Genomic DNA, 17,523 nt, shown 5'->3' on the forward strand with positions numbered 1-17,523 from the left:
TGTAAATCCAGCCGGAGCTTCTACAACTAAATCACCATGACTCATCCAAACGATTTGTTCTGTTGGAAGGTCAGCGAATAATTTTGAGCTGTTTTCAATATTAATCGCCGCTTTTCCGTATTCACGATGCTTTGCTTTTTCCACTTTTCCCGCAAAATGCTGTGTCATTAATTGCATACCATAACAAATACCAAAGATTGGAAGTCCTAAATCGAATATTTTCTCATCTACACCAAATGCATTTTCATCGTACACACTGTTAGGGCCACCTGAAAAAATAATTCCCGCAGGATTTAACTCTTTAATTTCTTCAGCAGTAATAGTATGCGGATGCAACTCACTGTATACTCCAAATTCTCTTATTCTTCTTGTAATCAATTGATTGTACTGACTACCAAAATCTAGGACAACAATCATTTCCTGACCTTCAATATGCGCTTTCCCCATTCCTATTCACCCCAATTAATCTATTTGAATTTCTTTTATTACTATTGCCAAACTCCTTCATCCTTCATGCTTCTTATCTCTAAATCCCATTCTTTTTTTAACAAAAAAGACTAGAATCCGCCTCAAATAAATACGAAGGCAGAATTCTAGTCTTTTCGAATGATCGTTCAGCTTAAAATATCGAAGACTTGTCTGCCTTCATAGTCAGGTCATTTAAGGCGACCCGGTAGAGACTCTCGAACCATATCATCGAGGATATATGAAGGAATTATATATAGATGAGAACATTGTAACAACATGTCGAATCGATGGTCAAGCTGTTGTCTTTTTAATTAAATTTTCCCATAATTCCCTCAAATCTTCCCAGGTACCTTTTTGCATCTGGCCTTTATACAGATATTCCTCGTATTTAGCAGTCAATAAGCTCATTTCAGTGCTTGAATAAACATGATCAATTTGCTTTGCATATTCCCTTAAGGTAACTTCTTCCTTTTTCTGTAGTCCAGCTATTTCTAATAAATGCAACAAAACAATATATGCTTTCGGAAAATTATTTTCTTCGGCTGCGTTTTTGAACTTCCAAATATAATAATACGGAAGCCATTTATACCGGTATTTATAAATAGCAAGTCCTAACACAGCAATTACTCCTAGACCAAGCACATTCCACTGCCAATTCCCTTTAACAGAATCTGTATAATTACTCCATCCTTCTGTCACTGGAGATGTTGGTTCCAACGTTTGTTCTTGCTCTTTCGGTTTACTTTCTTGCGTTTCTTGCTGTTGCTGTTCCTGCTCCTCTGGCGTTTGAGCTTCTGTATTATCTGTATTCTGATCGTTTTGCACATCATTAATATACGTATTAGCATTCGAGAATCCTTGTGTTGGTTCAAAGGAAACCCAACCAACCTCTGGAAAATAAACTTCTACCCAGGAATGCGCATTGTTATTCGTTACTTCATATCGACGAATATCACCATCTACCTCTACAAACTCACCTTCCGTAAAGCCCTTTACCCATCGAGAAGGAATACCAATAGAACGGAGCAAAGCAACCATTGAAGTGGAATAGTTATCACAATAACCCAGCTTTGTTTCAAATAAGAATTGATCCACATAATCCTCATCATCAGCAGGAATCGCTACATTACTTTGACTGTAGACAAAGCCATTAGAAGAGAAATAGGTTTCTATCGCTCTTACTTTCGCAAATACATTTTCATCATTTTTAGTTATATCAGCAGCAAGATCCTTCACTCTTTGTGGCAACGAATCAGGAAGCTGGAGATAACGACTCGCGACATCTGGGTTATTCCTCACAAAGTCTTCCATATCTGCTGTTGTCAATGCGTCTAAACTATATTCCGGAATATCATATTTAACAGAATAGCTTTCTACATAACCATTAAAAACTCCACGTTCATTTCCACTTTCAATTTCCATATACGAATTAGTAGCGGAAACTTCTTTTACTCCTAAAGGATAGAGGAAATAAGAAAAAGCATTTGTAAATTCCACCGTACTTTCCGATTCCGTCCGTTTCACATTTTCCCCTTCGATAAAGGAAATAAACGGAATCTCCCCACCATGGTCCAACACTTCGAAGTTATCCCGATTTAATTTCAAGGACTTCTCTGATTGTATCCATCCTTTGCCTGTGTACGTATCCTTCGTTTCCACCTTCCAATAATGAGGCTCCTTTACTTCCGAAACAAAGACCAAGGAGGAATCACCTATAAAGTCTCCACCTAATCTAGAATCATCTACACTATACCCAACCCTATGAACCCCATTCCCAGCGCCAGCTCCTTCATCCTCTCCCCCTTGATTTCCCATCGTTTGGATAAAAGGAACTGGATCTGACCAAATAGGATTTGCCTTTGGTGATAAGTAGCCAATTCCAACGCTCCCTATCACAAATAGAAGCAACGGGATCATCCATTTCAAGATAGAGCTATTATTATTCCCTAAGCCTTCATTGTCGTTTAATCGAAAGTATGTCAGCATCCCCATCGCTGTAAAACCGATTATTACCGTCCGAATTATAGCATCATTAGCACTATAAATCGTAAAGGTATCTAGAACTGTAATATAGATAATTGTCAATAAAAAGAACGTAAAAATCTTTCTTCGCTTAATCAGCCAGTAATCAATTAAATAAGCCATTAACCATAGCAAAATGAAACAAAGACAGCTTTTAAACATATTGGTCATTTCTGGCCAATTTGTATCAAATACTACTACTAAATTATCAATAAATTCAGCAACAAAGGGCTGAATCCATTGGAAGGTTAAAAAGGATTCCTCATAATATAAATATTGAAGAATAAATATAATATAAACAGTCTTTATTGTTCCACTTATTAAGCTCGGCACTCGCAAAAAGGCTAACAATAAAGAAAGCCCAAGGAATAGGTGAAAAACAATTATATTTCCTGTATTCGTCAATTCCTCTAGGGGCCTGAGCCATTCCCATATTAATAAAAACCCTAATCCGTACAATAGAAAATTGGCTATTGTAATGTGTTTTTTGCTAAAGGCTGTGCTCATTTAAGCAACCACCTCCCCAAACGCCTCTTTAAATCTCCCCTCAGAAACATGGAGGACTCGAATCCCTCTTTTTGCAGCAAAAGCACTTAATGTTTTTTCATCACTAGATAGACCTTCCTTCTTACCTGTAACAACAAACACTGCCACATTATACCTTTTGCTAGAAAGCCAGCCTACCTTCTCTACTAGCTCTCTTGTTAGCTTTGACGTAATTAACATGACTGCTGCCTGCTGCGGTAACTGACTACTTTCATTGTCCAAAACCTCTGCAAGTGTTATATCCTTCGCGGTTCGAACCTTTGCTAAATGATAGAGCAGCAGCTGTTGTTGACTTTCTCCGCCTCTTATCGGAAAAATTGTTCGATCCACATCTATCGATAAAAGGCCTACCTGAGCACCTTTTTTTAAAATAGCCCTTGTTATAGAAGCGGCGAAAGAGACAACTGCGTCAAATCTATTATTTTCCTCGCAATCCATCACAATCATAATGTCATGAGACTGTTTCTGTTCAAATTCTTTCGTCATCATATTATTTCGCCTTGCGCTGGCTTTCCAATTGATCCAAGAAAAGCGATCACCAGGCTGATACTCTCTAATCCCTACAGCCATCGTCGTATCTCGCTGTACCCGTTCCTTCGAGGAAGTCATTCCCTGTTCATAATGATTTTCCAATGGTTTGTAAACCATCTCTTCAAAAGGAGGATAGACAAGAATTCGATCAACCTGTATATAAACCTTCTCCTTCTCAATCAGTCCTAAAGGGTCCCCTATTTGTAGGAGCAGCTGATCAAATATATGCTCTCCCCTCGGTAACTCTTTCACCGTATATTTATACGTAAGACTACGTCTAAATCCCGGCATCAACATTTTCTTCCCCATGTTTTTTTCTTCTAGCGCCGAACTGAAGGAATCTTCCACCATTACATAAAAAATTGGAAAGAATGTATTTCTCGTTAATTCAATCTCTATATGCATTTCTTCTGTTGCACTATATTCATATTTATGAATTTTCCGCTTTACTTGCCAGTCTCTAATTGGATAGCCAGCAATCAATAATCCATACAAAGCAAATGGTAAAAAGCTATAAAATAAAAACCAGCTCACGAATCCACCTTGGAACATGGCATAAGAAAAAACCATTGCTATTAGTAAAAATAGCAGGATTAGTTTCCAAATCCGATTTAATTTTCGCAGAAATCTTTTCATTACTTCACTAACCTTTGCACCGGCACAGGCACTTGCCCAACAATTCGATCGATAATTTCCACAGCTGATATTCCATCGAATTTCGTTTCTGATTTTAAAATAATTCGATGCGCAAAAACAGCATGCACTAAAAATTGTACATCATCAGGAATAACATAATCTCTCCCTTGTATAAAAGCATAGCTTTGTGATGCTCTCATTAATGCAATGGAACCCCTCGGACTAACTCCTAGATAAATACTCGCATGCTCTCTTGTTGCAGTAGCAAGCTCTACTATATATTTTTTAATCGTATCATCGACATATACTTGTCTTACTTCATTTTGAAGACTAAGCAGCTCATCTAGGGTAACAACCGACTCTAATTTTTCAATTGGCGCGGCTACTTGAACTCTTGTTAACACTTCCATCTCTTCTTCTACAGTTGGATATCCCATTTGCATTTTCAATAAAAATCGATCTAGCTGCGCTTCAGGAAGAGGATACGTCCCTTCATATTCAATTGGATTCTGTGTTGCCATAACAAAGAACGGCTTTTGCAAATGATGGGTAATTCCATCAATCGTTACACTACTTTCTTCCATGGCTTCTAAAAGAGCCGACTGTGTTTTCGGGGATGTTCGATTTATTTCATCTGCAAGAATGATATTCCCCATGATTGGACCTGGAACAAATTGAAATTCCAGTTCTTTCGGATTATAAATGGAGACTCCTGTTACATCAGAGGGTAATAAGTCTGGGGTGAATTGAATTCTACGGAAATTTGCGCCGACTGATTTTGCTAGCGCTCTTACCATCATCGTTTTCCCAACTCCAGGCACATCTTCTAATAAAACATGTCCCTGAGCAAGCAAAGCAATTAAACTAAGCTCTGCTACGTCTCTTTTTCCAATCATCACCTTTTCGATATTACCGATTATTCTGTTAATTGCTGAACTATGATTTCCTGCCATGCTTCTCCTCCTGTTGTATTTCTATTAAACTGCAAGTACCTAACACTCACTCTCAACGAGCAATTTGACTTCTGCACTATTTTCATCCTAGAACTAATAATCTTTCAAAAAATATTCTATCTAACAAACTATTATTATTAAAACTGTCTTCTATTCTAGCATGGCCAATTTTTATGATAAAAATTCCTGTGGATTTAATCCTAATTCCCGACATATTTCCATCACTACTTGTTTTTCTCTTTGATCAAAGTGACCGTCTGCATACCCAATTGCAATACAATATCTTGCTACAAGTCTTGCAATCTCTGGCTTTGAGCGCACTTTCCCTAATGCACGAAAACATTCGGTCCGACCAATAATTTGATCGTATTCTATTTTTCGGACAAAATGATTAAATTGCTGAATTACTTTATTTGTCTCAAAAACACGCAATTCCTCACTTTGATGGATAAACTCCATCATTTTTTGTTCTTCCGAAGGGTCTAATCTTCCATCTGCCATTCCTACTAATGCACATGCAGCAACAACCGCATCTAATACTTCCGGATTTTTATATCTCATAAAAAGGTCTTTCGCCCGTTGTTTCTGCTGTCTGCCCCATTCTGCATAATCTGTCTGAGAAGGAGACCAACTATACCCACAACTATTACAGGTTATTTTTAATTGCCCTTTTCCAATAAAGCCGCCTAGTAATCCAACTGGCCCTAAAATTAATCCGCCAATTGCCGCTTTCCCAATTCCAAATCCTTTTTCACCTGTACGGACATTCGTGCTATGACATCTATTACACTGTATATTTTCACTAGAATAACGGTTATTAGTACCAGCTTGTCCATACATTTGCTGGTTATTCGAATACATCGATTGTCCGGTCTGCTGATACGCACCTCCACCAGAAGATGTGTTGCTTTGTGCTTCAAGTGAATGAAAGGAAGAACGAATTGGTTCTTGATAGACTTGTTGTGTAGCTGAATTAGGATAAAAAGGTGTCGCTGGCTCATCCTCTACAGTTACTCCGAAATTGCGACATAAGGCAGCTAATCCACCTTGAAAACCACTGCCTATTGCATTAAACTTCCACTCACCTTGATGGCGATATAGCTCTGCTGCAACAATCGCTGTTTCAACTGTGTAGTCTCTTCCAAGATTGAAACGAAGAAGTTCTACTTGCTCTCTTTCATTATATACTCTGACATAGGCATTTGATATTTGTCCAAAATTTTGTCCTTTTTCGTAAGCGTCATGGATTGTAATAGTGAAAGCGATCCGTTGAATTGTGGTAGGTACTCGTGTCAAATCTACATTAATTTGTTCATCGTCCAATCTAACATGTCCTGTCCGGTTATCTCCACTAAATACGACAGACCCATTAGCACCAGTTGGGTTATTATAAAAAATAAAATCATTATCGCTACATACTTTATGATTATCCCCCAACAAAAAAGCAGAAGCATCTAAATCATAGTTGGCACCATGTTGATTAATATCCCACCCTAAACCAATTATTACATTGCTCAATCCAGGATGTACTTTCGTCAAATCTACCTTTTGACCTTTGCTTAGCATAACCCCCACAAAGAATCTCTCCTTTTACACGCGTATTCTTCCAACCATGTATTACCTATTATTTTACAGCATTTTCTAGGTATTTGTACGGATATTCATTTACATTTGTATTACAACTATACTTATTACGATACAACACATGAAAAAGTTTCTAATTTTCATATTCCTCCCTCTAAGAAAATGTAATGTTTTTTCTATCATTGTCATAAAAAAAATAAAGAAGACATGTTTGTCATGAATTTGGTAGGTTCGTAACGATTATTTAACCGAAGGATAAAGGCTAGTATTGTAGAATGGTTAAGTAAAGGAGTTGTTACTTTTGTTATTTGGTTCACTTATTTGTAAGATACGAAAATATCATAAATATAATTATTATTATAGTGGGATATGCATCACTTGCGGAGATGTAAGAAAAGAATACGAAAAAAAACAAGAAGTTTCCAAAGAGGAACAGGCAGAAGAAAAGGATACAGATCAGTCGATTAATCAATAATTCATTTTTTATAAAATATTTAAGGCTTTGTTAAATATAATGTTTTTTAATGTCAGAAGAACATATTCTTCTCCTCTTTTTTCTTCAGCACTTATTACTTATCTTTTTGCCGATGAAATTACATTTTATTCAACAAAGCCTGAATGAAGATAGCAATCTCCTTTAAAGACTAACGATTTACTACCCGTTGTATATGAATTACTAAATATAGCTTTTCATTATCTGTTAACGAATAATTGAATTGATTTTCAATATATTCATTTATTTTTTCCGTACATTTGAACGCTTCCTTATGCTTATGTTTAACCATTTCAAAAAGATACGGGTCATCATCATCCATATATGCTTTACTATAGAGTCTTTGAGCAAAGAACTTCAAATGAGTGAGAAATCGAAAATAGTTTAGTGATTCTTCGTCAAACTCCATTTTATAATGATATTTAACGATATTTAATATATTTTGCATTACCTTTGTTATGTTTGCAACATTGGCCATTTCCTGGTTTAAGTCTGAGTTCACTATATGCATTGCAATAAATCCAGCCTCATCCTCTGGCAGCTCAACCCCTAATTTTTCCTTAATTAGATGAACTGTCTCCATCGCAATAGCATACTCTTCCTTATAAAAGCGTTTTATTTCCCACAATAAAGCGTTCTTAATTTCATACCCTTTTTCTATTCTTTGAACAGCAAAATGTAAATGGTCTGTAAGAGAGATATAAAAACTATCATTCAATTTTCTTCCAAGCCGACTGCTAGCAATTTTTAATGTCTCTTCTGTGATTTCGATATATTCAACTGGCACTTCATATAATAGCGTTTTAAATTTTTCTGATATATCATTATTTTTCAAAGCAAATATTTTCTCAATTTTTGCTTCATCTACTGAATCACCAGGTTTTTTTTGAAAAGCAATGCCTCTTCCCATGACTACTAACTCTTCTTTTTTTTCATTAAATGTTCCAATAACATTATTGTTATAAACTTTTTCTATTTTCATTAGACCACCTGTAGTTTAATATGGCTTTACATTTATTATAATTGAAAGTGATCGTGATAGTATCATTAAATTAGAAAGAAGGAAAGTTGAAAAAATCAACTTTCCTATTTCACTTTTTATACATTTTCTCCATTAGATGCGATAACTTCTTTATACCAATTAAAACTCTTTTTCTTTGATCTATTCAACGTTCCGTTCCCTTCATTATCCTTATCTACATATATATATCCATAGCGTTTTTTCATTTCACCAGTAGAAGCACTTACTATATCAATGGGACCCCAGCTGGTATAGCCTATAATTTCTACACCATCACAAATGGCCTCTGACATTTCTAACACATGTTTACGTAGATAATCTATTCGATAATCATCATTTACCTCTCCATTTTCCGCCGGCATATCGATAGCACCTAACCCATTCTCTACTACAAATAACGGCTTTTGGTATCGATCATACAATTGATTTGCTGTAATGCGGAAGCCTTTCGGATCTATCGTCCAACCCCACTCTGATTTTTCTAAATACGGATTTTCAATAGATCCAAATACGTTACCAGACGTTTTCTTATTAATTTCTGGATTGGTGCTTGTAGTACGACTTGCATAATAGCTAAAACCAATATAATCAACTGTATATTTTTCTAGTAATGCTTCATCCTGCACTTCCATCTTAATCGTTAAATTATTATCCTTGAAAAATCTCTTGGCATATCCAGGATATCTTCCTCGAGATTGAACGTCTATAAAGAAGAATGAATCTCTATCTTTTTCCATTGCATCAAAGACATCAGCAGGATTACAGGAATAAGGATAGGTTTGACCAGCTGCCAGCATACAGCCAATTTTCATATCAGAATTGATTTCATGACCTGCCTTTACAGCTAAACTGCTTGCAACCAATTGATGATGCGCTGCTTGATACTTCACTTGAAGCTTATCTTCTCCTTCTTCAAACACCAGCCCTGCACCAACAAATGGCAAATGCAAAAGCATATTGATTTCATTAAATGTCATCCAATATTTCACTTTATCCTTATAGCGCTCAAATAAGGTAATTGCATATTTTTCAAAGAAATCAACTAGTTTACGATTTTTCCAGCTACCATAATTCTTTACTAGATTTATAGGTACATCAAAGTGAGCAATAGTTACTACTGGCTCAATTTCATCAAAGACAGCATCATAAAACTTTAGTCCAGCTTCATTTGGTGTAGGATCATCACCGTTCGGATAGATTCTTGCCCATGAAATCGATAAACGCAGTGCTTTATATCCCATTTCTGCAAAAAGGGCAATATCCTCTTTATAACGATGATAGAAGTCAATTGCTTCATGTGAAGGATAGAATTCTCCTTTAAGCGGTTCGTAAGACGGAAGATTTCCCATCATAATGTCAAATCTTTTAGTTCCTGTTGGTAATAAATCAACAGTTGTTAAACCCTTTCCAGCTTCTAAATAAGCTCCTTCCGCTTGATTAGCAGCAATTGCTCCACCCCATAAAAATCCTTTTGGAAACGCCATATTAACAATCATTCCTTTCTCTATATCTTTTTCCTGTTTTTCACTTTGTTTCTAGATGGAATAAGGAATCTCCTTGTTGTATGTGTTTTTTATCTGTAACCTCTAGGTAAAACTCTCTATAATTAGTAATAACTATTGGTGTCGTTAAGGGTTTTCCAGCTTTAGCTATTTCATCCATATCAAATTCGATAAGCAATTGTCCTTTTCTTACCATTTCACCTTGTGTAGTGTGTACAGTAAAATATTTGCCTTCCAATTGAACAGTATCCATTCCGATATGAATCAATATATCCGCACCAGTATCTGTTGTAATACCAATTGCATGTTTAGTAGGAAATAAAGCAGATACAGTCCCATCTACAGGAGCATATAATTTCCCTTCACTCGGTTCAATTGCGATACCATGGCCAAGTGCACCAGATGCAAATGCTTCATCTTTCACTTCTGATAACGCTTTTACTTTTCCAGTTAAAGGACTTTTTACTTCCTCTTTTTCCACTTTTGTCGCTGCCACTTGATTAGCAGATGTATTTTTCCCAGCAGAATCTCGATTTTTATTAATACTTCCAAACATCAATGTCAATAAGAATGCAACGATAAAGCCAACAATGATTGATATCACCACTCCCCATAAATTCATATTGATTCCAGTTGGAGTAATGTAGGAAGGAATACCAAAGATTCCAAGACCACCAACGATGTAACCCTTTACATCCGTAAGACCCGCAATAGCACCACCAATACCAGCACCGATACAGCTAATAATAAATGGTTTCTTTAATGGTAAGGTAATCCCATAAATTGCTGGTTCTGTTACGCCAAAAATACCGGAAATAAATGCTGGATAACTCAATGTTTTTAGCTTTTGATTTTTTGTTTTAATTAAAATAGCAAGAACTGCACCGATTTGCGCAAAGGATGCTGCAAATACAGGAGATAAAATAGTATCATAGCCAAGTGTTGCTACATTGTTAATAGCAATTGGCACTATACCCCAATGGAGACCGAAGATAACAAGAACTTGCCAGAATCCACCAATTAATAATCCAGCAATAACTGGGCTTAAATTATATAAGAACAGAGAACCTTGACCAATTAGTGTACTTGCCCATGTTGCAATTGGACCAATAACAAGAAATGTTACTGGAACTACAATTAATAATGTAAATAAAGGAACAAGAAACGCTTTAACTACATCCGGCATTACCTTTCTTAACCATTTCTCTACTTTAGAAGCAAAAAATGCAGATAAAATAATCGGTATAACAGAAGAAGAATAACTCATTAAGATTACAGGTATTCCTAAGAAGGTAATATGGATTGGCGATTCAAATAATGTCCCCCCAAAGATCGTATATAAAGGATCACCTGCTGTTAAAGTGGATAGAGTTGGATATACTAATGCAGATCCTATTGCCATTCCAATAAACGGTGTTCCCCCAAACTTCTTAATTGCAGTATATCCTAGGAAAATTGGCAAGAAATAAAATAGAGCATCACCTGTTGCATTTAATATTTGATAAGTACCAGAAGATTCCGTCAGCAATTTAGTTGATAAAAATAGTGCATTAAAACCTTTAATCATCCCAGATGCTGCTAATACACCAAGAACAGGAGTAAAAATACTAGAAATCATATCAATAAATCGATTGAAAAGAGATCCTTTTGAACCTTCATTTTCCTCTACAGGCTTTTGATTTTGAAAGCCGCCTACCAAGACAACTGCTTGGTATACGTCAGGAACATGGTTTCCGATAACCACTTGATATTGTCCACCGCTTTTCATAACCGTTACAACATCATCCATATTTTTTAACACTTCTGTATTTGCTTTGCTTTCATCTTTCAGCTTAAAACGGAGACGTGTAATACAATGAACAACACTGAAAACGTTTTCTTTTCCACCCACATTGGCAATAATATCTTTCGCTAATTGCTCATATTTCATTTTTGACCCTTCCTTCACTCTGGAATTTGGTTTTAACAAATAAAAAAACCTGACCCGACTAAAATACACGCAAGATAATAGCATGTTTTTCTAGTCAGTTCAGGTTATGCCCACTTAAGGTAACATTCCTTCACGGAACTTTTAAGTTTTGTTATTTGATATCTGTAATTTATCACGCTTTAAAATAGATGTCAACGCTTTCTTTTAGAAAAATTGAATTTTTTGTCACTTTTCTAAAACTATCTTATTTAGCTGTTTTATACTGAAAATAAAATGGAGAAAACTTATAAGAATCAAAAATTACCTTTAAGTGAGGCTATTTATAAGATCTAATAAACAAATAATCCTTATTTTTCTCATAAATATTATTCTTCAAACAACCATCATTACTTCGTACCTCCATTATCCAGAAAGATACGCTTAAATGTTTTCTGGATAACAAGTTATATATCATTTCCTAGTGACATAAGGTATACAATGTGTAAATACTCATGTGAAGGAAAAAATAAAACTGAATATAGGAGGAAGTACATGCTTTGGATTCTAAGTGCACTGATCATTTTAGGGTTTAGCTTATTTATCCATACACAGATACAAGACCTGCCAGAAAATCAAATGACGGTGAAATGCTTGCCTATGCTGTATGGAATGTCTTCTAGTGTTGCCATCGGTGTTTTATTTGGTACAATTATGCCCACCGAATTAGGAATGGCTACCATTCTTTCCATCATCGTGAGTTTCTCCTTCGTACTTTTAATTTTTTTAAAATGCCCGATTGTTGCTATGATAGAAGCTGGAGCATCTAGTTTTATGGGAGCATTAATGGGAGCCATGCTAGGAGTCATGCTAAAAGAAGGAGAGGCAGTTTTGATGATTATTATGGTAGACGCCATTTTTCTGCTAAGTAGTTTCATTATCTACTATATTGTGAAGAAGTATCTGCCTAGTAAAAGAAGATTCACTTTCAATCTCTTAATCGTATCGGCTACCTTAAGTCTAGGAATTATCTTTTTAATAGGGATTTCTTATATGCTAAATAGTGATGAATTGCCTATAGAAACAAAGAATTCTCATCATCACTAAGGATTAAGATGGTTTTATCCGTTTTTAGCGAAAACGATTATCGAATATTCATATTCTTAATTCTCTTTAAGACTTCTAACAACTTCAGGAACTTTCAAACCTTCTTAATAAATAAGTATGTGAAGCAAGAATAAACCAAGGTTTCCACTCGACCACAAGAATGAGTGAAAACCTTTATCATCTATTCTAAATATCTTTCTATCTCCTTGCTTACTTCATTAATCTCATTTACTAACCGATTTCGCTGTCGAACAAAAAAGGTCCTATTAAATAAAAATTCTTCTTGTGATGTGTTGCTCTGATAGACGCCCTTTACCTTAGCTAAACCTGGATAAGGGTGAAAAGGATACGTATTATCATAATCATATTTACTGGAATAAGAGAATTTAAGTCTATTGAATGTTCCGCCAACCGTTTTTAAGAGCTTATTGTATGACGCAACATCTGTTGTTTCTTTTTCTAAAAGCTCTTCCACCATCTTCGTTACCTTTTCAAAAGCTTGATAAATGGTTGTAAAACGGAAAGCTTCATCGGAATTTTCGTCTAGCTCTTTCATAATCCCTTTACTTTTTGTTAGAAAGTGAATGAGATTAACTGGCAAGATCGTAGCATTTGCTAAATGATCTACTAGCTCTACATGCATTCCTGTATCTCTCACCAATAAATCACTATCCACTTTATCGAGGAGATCCTCCTCCGTATGCCACCACCAGTTTCCTCCTGGTGTTTGATAGATTTTTTCCTGATCCAGCGGTTCATATTTAAGCATCAAATGGATAGGAATATTCGTACCCCAAAAGGATTGATCCGCCCCCCGAGGTAAATAGTCCATACGAGATGGTTCCCTATTTGTATAATCCCGAATAATATCCGTTAAAAGCTCCGCCTTTTCCACAGCTGTGGATCTTGGCACTACTTGGACATTTCCTTTTGTACCTGGAAAATCAATATTAATATGTGCTACACACTTCTCATTGATTTCCTCAAAAAATTGATCACAATACCAGGCAGACCCTGCATATCTACCATTTGAGTGCCCTGGCCACCAAGCTATTTTGATGCTTCGCTTACATTCTTGAGTAGAAAATATCCGTGCCAACTCCAGCATCAGGGCATTGGCTGTAGCATTGTCTGTTGCCCCTTTATACCAGGAATCATAATGTCCGGAAACCAGAATATATTCCTCTATTTCTCCGCGGATAGTAGCAACTGGCAGACTAGTCTTTTTAACAGAATTTCTCACTTCTGTTTTCAATAAGACTTCTAAAGAACGCTCCTCATTCAGCCACTCGAGCAGCTTTACTCCATCCTCATGGTTTATGCCTACAACAGGAATTTTCGTCAGTTGTCCCACATTTTCAATCGTAGGAGTACCCCAAATTGTCCCAACCGTTTCTTCATGAAGCGCCTTTTCCTTAGATGGCCATATATGAATAAGACCTATCGCTCCTGCCTTTTCTAGTTTTTTCACATAATCCTCGTAATAGTTCCAGCTGATAATAATTTTATCTTTCATCTTTTCATAACGGTCAACCGGTCCGCTCGTCTCACTTGATTGTTCACTATAGAAATCATACAAAACATGTCCCTTTACCCCTTGGGGAAGATTGGCACCAAATGATCTTGCTTTTGCACGAATAACTAGTTTCATAGGTGCAATGATAGATACTTCTCCATAGATAGGATCACTAAAGTAGCCATCAAACTGGTAACGTTCATACGGAATATGATGCTGCTGTAAATTTTCCACGATATAATCTACCGCACTTTCAGCCTCATCCTCTCCGGTTAACCGTTCATACACAGAAAGCGCCTTGACATGATGGTATAAAAGATCCTTATCGATTAAATCTACATGCTGGATTTTCAATATTTTTCATTCCTTTATTAATAATGAATAATATCTGCAACGATAACAAAAACTCCGCCTATAACAAGCCATATTACCAATAATGGCCAGAAAAACTTCACCCATTCTTGGTATTTTATTTTGGATACCGCTAAGCTTCCCATCAACATGGCAGAGGTAGGTAGGATACAATTAGATAACCCATCTCCTAGCTGATACGCTAATACAGCAGTTTGTCTAGTAACATCAATTAAATCAGCTAACGGAACCATTATTGGCATTGTCGTAGCAGCAAGTCCTGTTCCAGAAGTAATAAAGACATTCATAATTGTTTGAAAGAAGTACATCCCTAGAACCTGAATATAGCTTGGCATATGGTCAACCATTATCGCTAACCCATTAACAACCGAATCAATAACATGTCCCTGCTCTAAAATAATGACAATTCCTTTGGCTAATCCGACAATAAAGGCACCAAAAGTTATATCTTTTGCCCCTATTACAAATTCACTTGCAATTTTGCTAGGTCCAAATTTGGATAAGAAACCTACGATAACACCTAACGCTAAGAAAAATGCCGCTAATTCCTGCATCCACCAACCCTTTTCTGAAACTCCCCAAATGAGTAGACCAAAGCCGGCTAACACAGCAATAATTGTTAAATAATGACTTACTTTCATAGATGGCAACGAAGCCACATCCATATTTTTATGCCCTTCTTCTTTTTCAAGTTGGACAACAATACTGAAGGACGGATCCTTTTTCACCTTTTTCGCATAACGAATAATATAATAACTAGTAGCAATTAGCAGAACAACAAGGATAATGGCACGTAACCACATTCCTGAAAACATGGGAATTTCAGCAATCGACTGAGCAATTCCTACGTTAAATGGATTTAGTAATCCTGCTGTAAAACCTGCCGCAGCACCTAACATAACCATTGCTGTCCCAGTTAGCGCATCATACCCTAAAGCTCTAGCAATCGCGATTCCAATTGGCACAAACGCCATTACCTCTGCAGACATCCCGATCGTTAATCCACCAAATGAAAACAGCGTCAAGAAAACTGGAATAATAACCAGACCTCGGTTCATAAAGGTTTTACCAACTCTACCAGCAACTGCTTCAATCGTTCCAGTAGAATTGATGATTTGAAAAACTCCACCAACAATAAAGATAAAAAAGACCGTATCACTTGCACTTACTAAACCTTGCACAACTGCTAATGGCAGATTAAATAGACTAAGAGGATTCTGTTCAACATGATGGTAGGAATCCTGTACAACCACTGTATTTCCTGATTTTTCATCTTCTACACGATCGAATTCTCCTGCAGGAAGTATGTAAGTGAGAACTGCAGCAAATAACACCATCATTAAAATGATGACAAATGTATGTGGCATTCGAAGCTTCTTTGCCTTTGGATTCGTCATTGGAGATACTACATTAGAGGCAAGCTTATTCATTTTCAACCTATTCACCCTTTACTTTTTATTCATCTATTATTTATGATTATTTTCCTTATTACTTGTTTCTTTTCCATTCCTCAAACTCACTACGAATGGCTTGAAGAGCTTGTTCGTTTGTGTATACGTCATAAGCTGTCATCGCTAACGCTTTTGCCGCTTTATTTAACCCCTGCATCCCTTCTTCTGAGCCAGCAGCCTCCACAAACTCTGGTGTGTGTGTATTTGCTGAATCTGTAATTTTAATATAAGGATGAATCGTAGCCGTAACCTGCCCAACATTGCCTATATCAGAAGAACCGATTCCTCCTTTTTTAGGAGGGTTACATACTTCTTCATCCAAGTGCTCCAAATTATCTTTAAAAAGATGGGCAAGTGCGTGATTATTATTTCTTTCCGCATAAATAAGTCCTTCTTCAATCTCTAGTGCTGCACCTACAGCCTCTGCAGAATATCGAGCAGCAGCATACACTTTTTCGCGAACAATTTCCAACTGCTCGACATTTTCCGCCCTAAGTAAAAATTCTGCCTCACAATAAGCTGGCACTACATTTGTAGCTTCCCCACCCTTTGTGATAATCCCGTGAATTCTCACATCATCCTTAAAGAACTGACGCAAGGAATTAACAGCGACAAAGGTATGAATTACAGCATCCAATGCGCTGATTCCTTGTTCAGGACTTGCAGCAGCATGGGCTGCCTTGCCATAATATTTAAATGTAGCATCAACACAAGCCAATCCTCCCCGTAAAACCATCGATTTCTTATGGGGATGACACATCATGGCTACATCCACTTGATCGAAAACTCCTTCTTCCACCATGATAATTTTTCCGCCACCAAGCTCTTCTGCTGGTGTTCCTAGAACAACGATTTTCCCTTTTAAATTTGGAATCGTCTCCTTTAGCGCTAGCGCAGCACCTACGGCAGAGGTACCAATGATATTATGTCCACAGCCATGCCCTAATCCTGCCAGCGCATCATATTCTGCCAGTAAAGCAATCGTTGGCCCACCAGGCTCTCCTTCCCAAGTTGCCCGAAAGGAGGTTTCCAATTTTGCAATTCCTTTTTCAATAACAAATCCAGCTTCTTCAAGCGGTGCTGTTAGCCAGTTCATTGCTTGATACTCGTGAAAACTCACCTCTGGATTCTGATGAATCTTTAACGATAATTCACGCAATTGCGAATCCATTGCATCCACCTTATCGATAAGTGCCTGTTTTTCTTGAACCCTCTCTATATACATCAATATACAACCTCCGAAATATTCTGAATAATCATAATCATATTTTTCATTGTAATACCCCTTTTAAAATAAGTAAAATTAAGCTTTTTTTCGTAACTCATAAAAATTTTTTATGGATATCCCAAACAATTACATAAATAAAAATTTATAATTATGCAAAATACCGCAGAAAAAAAGAGAATTCCGCGCT

General features: G+C 36.6%; 13 protein-coding genes and 1 riboswitch. Of the genes, 2 read left to right on the plus strand and 11 right to left on the minus strand.

Going from position 1 to position 17,523, the window contains the following annotated elements; all coding sequences use genetic code 11:
- The 5 genes from guaA to RTL21_RS17215 all read right to left on the minus strand — a co-directional run.
- Positions 1–447, minus strand: a 447-nt coding sequence (gene guaA, locus RTL21_RS17195) for a glutamine-hydrolyzing GMP synthase (RefSeq protein ID WP_312097567.1), incomplete at its 3' end; no start/stop codon positions are given.
- Positions 448–628: 181 nt separating this feature from the next.
- A riboswitch (purine riboswitch) is annotated at positions 629–730 on the minus strand.
- A gap of 29 nt (positions 731–759) precedes the next feature.
- Positions 760–2,997, minus strand: coding sequence for a DUF4129 domain-containing transglutaminase family protein (locus RTL21_RS17200; RefSeq protein WP_312097568.1), 2,238 nt, complete (start codon positions 2,995–2,997; stop codon positions 760–762).
- A complete protein-coding gene (locus RTL21_RS17205; RefSeq protein ID WP_312097570.1) occupies positions 2,998–4,203 on the minus strand; it encodes a DUF58 domain-containing protein in 1,206 nt (401 codons plus the stop codon). It abuts the gene before it with no gap.
- A complete protein-coding gene (locus RTL21_RS17210; protein WP_312097572.1) occupies positions 4,203–5,156 on the minus strand; it encodes an AAA family ATPase in 954 nt (317 codons plus the stop codon). Before RTL21_RS17210 ends, RTL21_RS17205 begins: the two co-directional genes overlap by 1 nt.
- A 171-nt stretch (positions 5,157–5,327) precedes the next feature.
- The gene (locus tag RTL21_RS17215) at positions 5,328–6,722 is read right to left on the minus strand and encodes a TerD family protein (RefSeq protein ID WP_312097633.1); all 1,395 of its coding nucleotides are present in this window, start codon (positions 6,720–6,722) and stop codon (positions 5,328–5,330) included.
- 319 nt (positions 6,723–7,041) lie between these two features.
- Between RTL21_RS17215 and RTL21_RS17220 the strand changes: the two genes are divergently transcribed.
- Positions 7,042–7,215 (plus strand): hypothetical protein, encoded by a 174-nt coding sequence (locus RTL21_RS17220; RefSeq protein ID WP_312097573.1) that lies wholly within the window; start codon positions 7,042–7,044, stop codon positions 7,213–7,215.
- Positions 7,216–7,384: 169 nt separating this feature from the next.
- On the opposite strand, the gene licT is transcribed toward RTL21_RS17220, so the two are convergent.
- From licT to RTL21_RS17235, 3 genes are all read right to left on the minus strand, one after another.
- The gene (gene licT, locus RTL21_RS17225) at positions 7,385–8,215 is read right to left on the minus strand and encodes a BglG family transcription antiterminator LicT (protein WP_312097574.1); all 831 of its coding nucleotides are present in this window, start codon (positions 8,213–8,215) and stop codon (positions 7,385–7,387) included.
- Between the two features lie 116 nt (positions 8,216–8,331).
- Positions 8,332–9,750, minus strand: a complete 1,419-nt coding sequence (locus RTL21_RS17230) for a 6-phospho-beta-glucosidase (protein ID WP_396954464.1) — start codon at positions 9,748–9,750, stop codon at positions 8,332–8,334.
- A gap of 28 nt (positions 9,751–9,778) precedes the next feature.
- Entirely contained in the window at positions 9,779–11,686 is a 1,908-nt protein-coding gene (locus RTL21_RS17235) for a beta-glucoside-specific PTS transporter subunit IIABC (RefSeq protein WP_312097575.1), read from the minus strand.
- A gap of 531 nt (positions 11,687–12,217) precedes the next feature.
- Here RTL21_RS17235 and RTL21_RS17240 point away from each other — a divergent pair.
- Complete coding sequence (locus RTL21_RS17240) at positions 12,218–12,769, plus strand: hypothetical protein (protein WP_312097577.1); 552 nt, start codon at positions 12,218–12,220, stop codon at positions 12,767–12,769.
- A gap of 181 nt (positions 12,770–12,950) precedes the next feature.
- Here the strand turns inward: RTL21_RS17240 and RTL21_RS17245 are convergent, their stop codons facing one another.
- Genes RTL21_RS17245 through RTL21_RS17255 form a run of 3 tightly spaced genes read right to left on the minus strand, consistent with a single transcriptional unit; the run spans position 12,951 to position 17,333 of the window.
- On the minus strand, positions 12,951–14,639 hold the full coding sequence (locus RTL21_RS17245; protein WP_312097579.1) for a M28 family peptidase: 1,689 nt from the start codon (positions 14,637–14,639) through the stop codon (positions 12,951–12,953).
- Between the two features lie 17 nt (positions 14,640–14,656).
- Entirely contained in the window at positions 14,657–16,102 is a 1,446-nt protein-coding gene (locus tag RTL21_RS17250; RefSeq protein WP_312097581.1) for a YfcC family protein, read from the minus strand.
- 43 nt (positions 16,103–16,145) lie between these two features.
- Positions 16,146–17,333: a M20 family metallopeptidase gene (locus tag RTL21_RS17255; RefSeq protein WP_312097637.1), complete on the minus strand. Its 1,188-nt coding sequence runs from the start codon at positions 17,331–17,333 to the stop codon at positions 16,146–16,148.
- Positions 17,334–17,523: the final 190 nt, after the last annotated feature.

Origin of the sequence: Niallia sp., assembly GCF_031978665.1 — a bacterium.
Classification (GTDB): Bacteria; Bacillota; Bacilli; order Bacillales; family Cytobacillaceae; genus Niallia.

Bases quoted from the DNA above. Each gene is read 5' to 3' on its own strand.
- RTL21_RS17200 (WP_312097568.1), bottom strand. From the start codon at position 2,997: ATGAGCACAGCCTTTAGCAAAAAACACATTACAATAGCCAATTTTCTA.
- RTL21_RS17205 (WP_312097570.1), bottom strand. From the start codon at position 4,203: ATGAAAAGATTTCTGCGAAAATTAAATCGGATTTGGAAACTAATCCTG.
- RTL21_RS17210 (WP_312097572.1), bottom strand. From the start codon at position 5,156: ATGGCAGGAAATCATAGTTCAGCAATTAACAGAATAATCGGTAATATC.
- RTL21_RS17215 (WP_312097633.1), bottom strand. From the start codon at position 6,722: ATGCTAAGCAAAGGTCAAAAGGTAGATTTGACGAAAGTACATCCTGGA.
- licT (WP_312097574.1), bottom strand. From the start codon at position 8,215: ATGAAAATAGAAAAAGTTTATAACAATAATGTTATTGGAACATTTAAT.
- RTL21_RS17230 (WP_396954464.1), bottom strand. From the start codon at position 9,750: ATGATTGTTAATATGGCGTTTCCAAAAGGATTTTTATGGGGTGGAGCA.
- RTL21_RS17235 (WP_312097575.1), bottom strand. From the start codon at position 11,686: ATGAAATATGAGCAATTAGCGAAAGATATTATTGCCAATGTGGGTGGA.
- RTL21_RS17240 (WP_312097577.1), top strand. From the start codon at position 12,218: ATGCTTTGGATTCTAAGTGCACTGATCATTTTAGGGTTTAGCTTATTT.
- RTL21_RS17255 (WP_312097637.1), bottom strand. From the start codon at position 17,333: ATGTATATAGAGAGGGTTCAAGAAAAACAGGCACTTATCGATAAGGTG.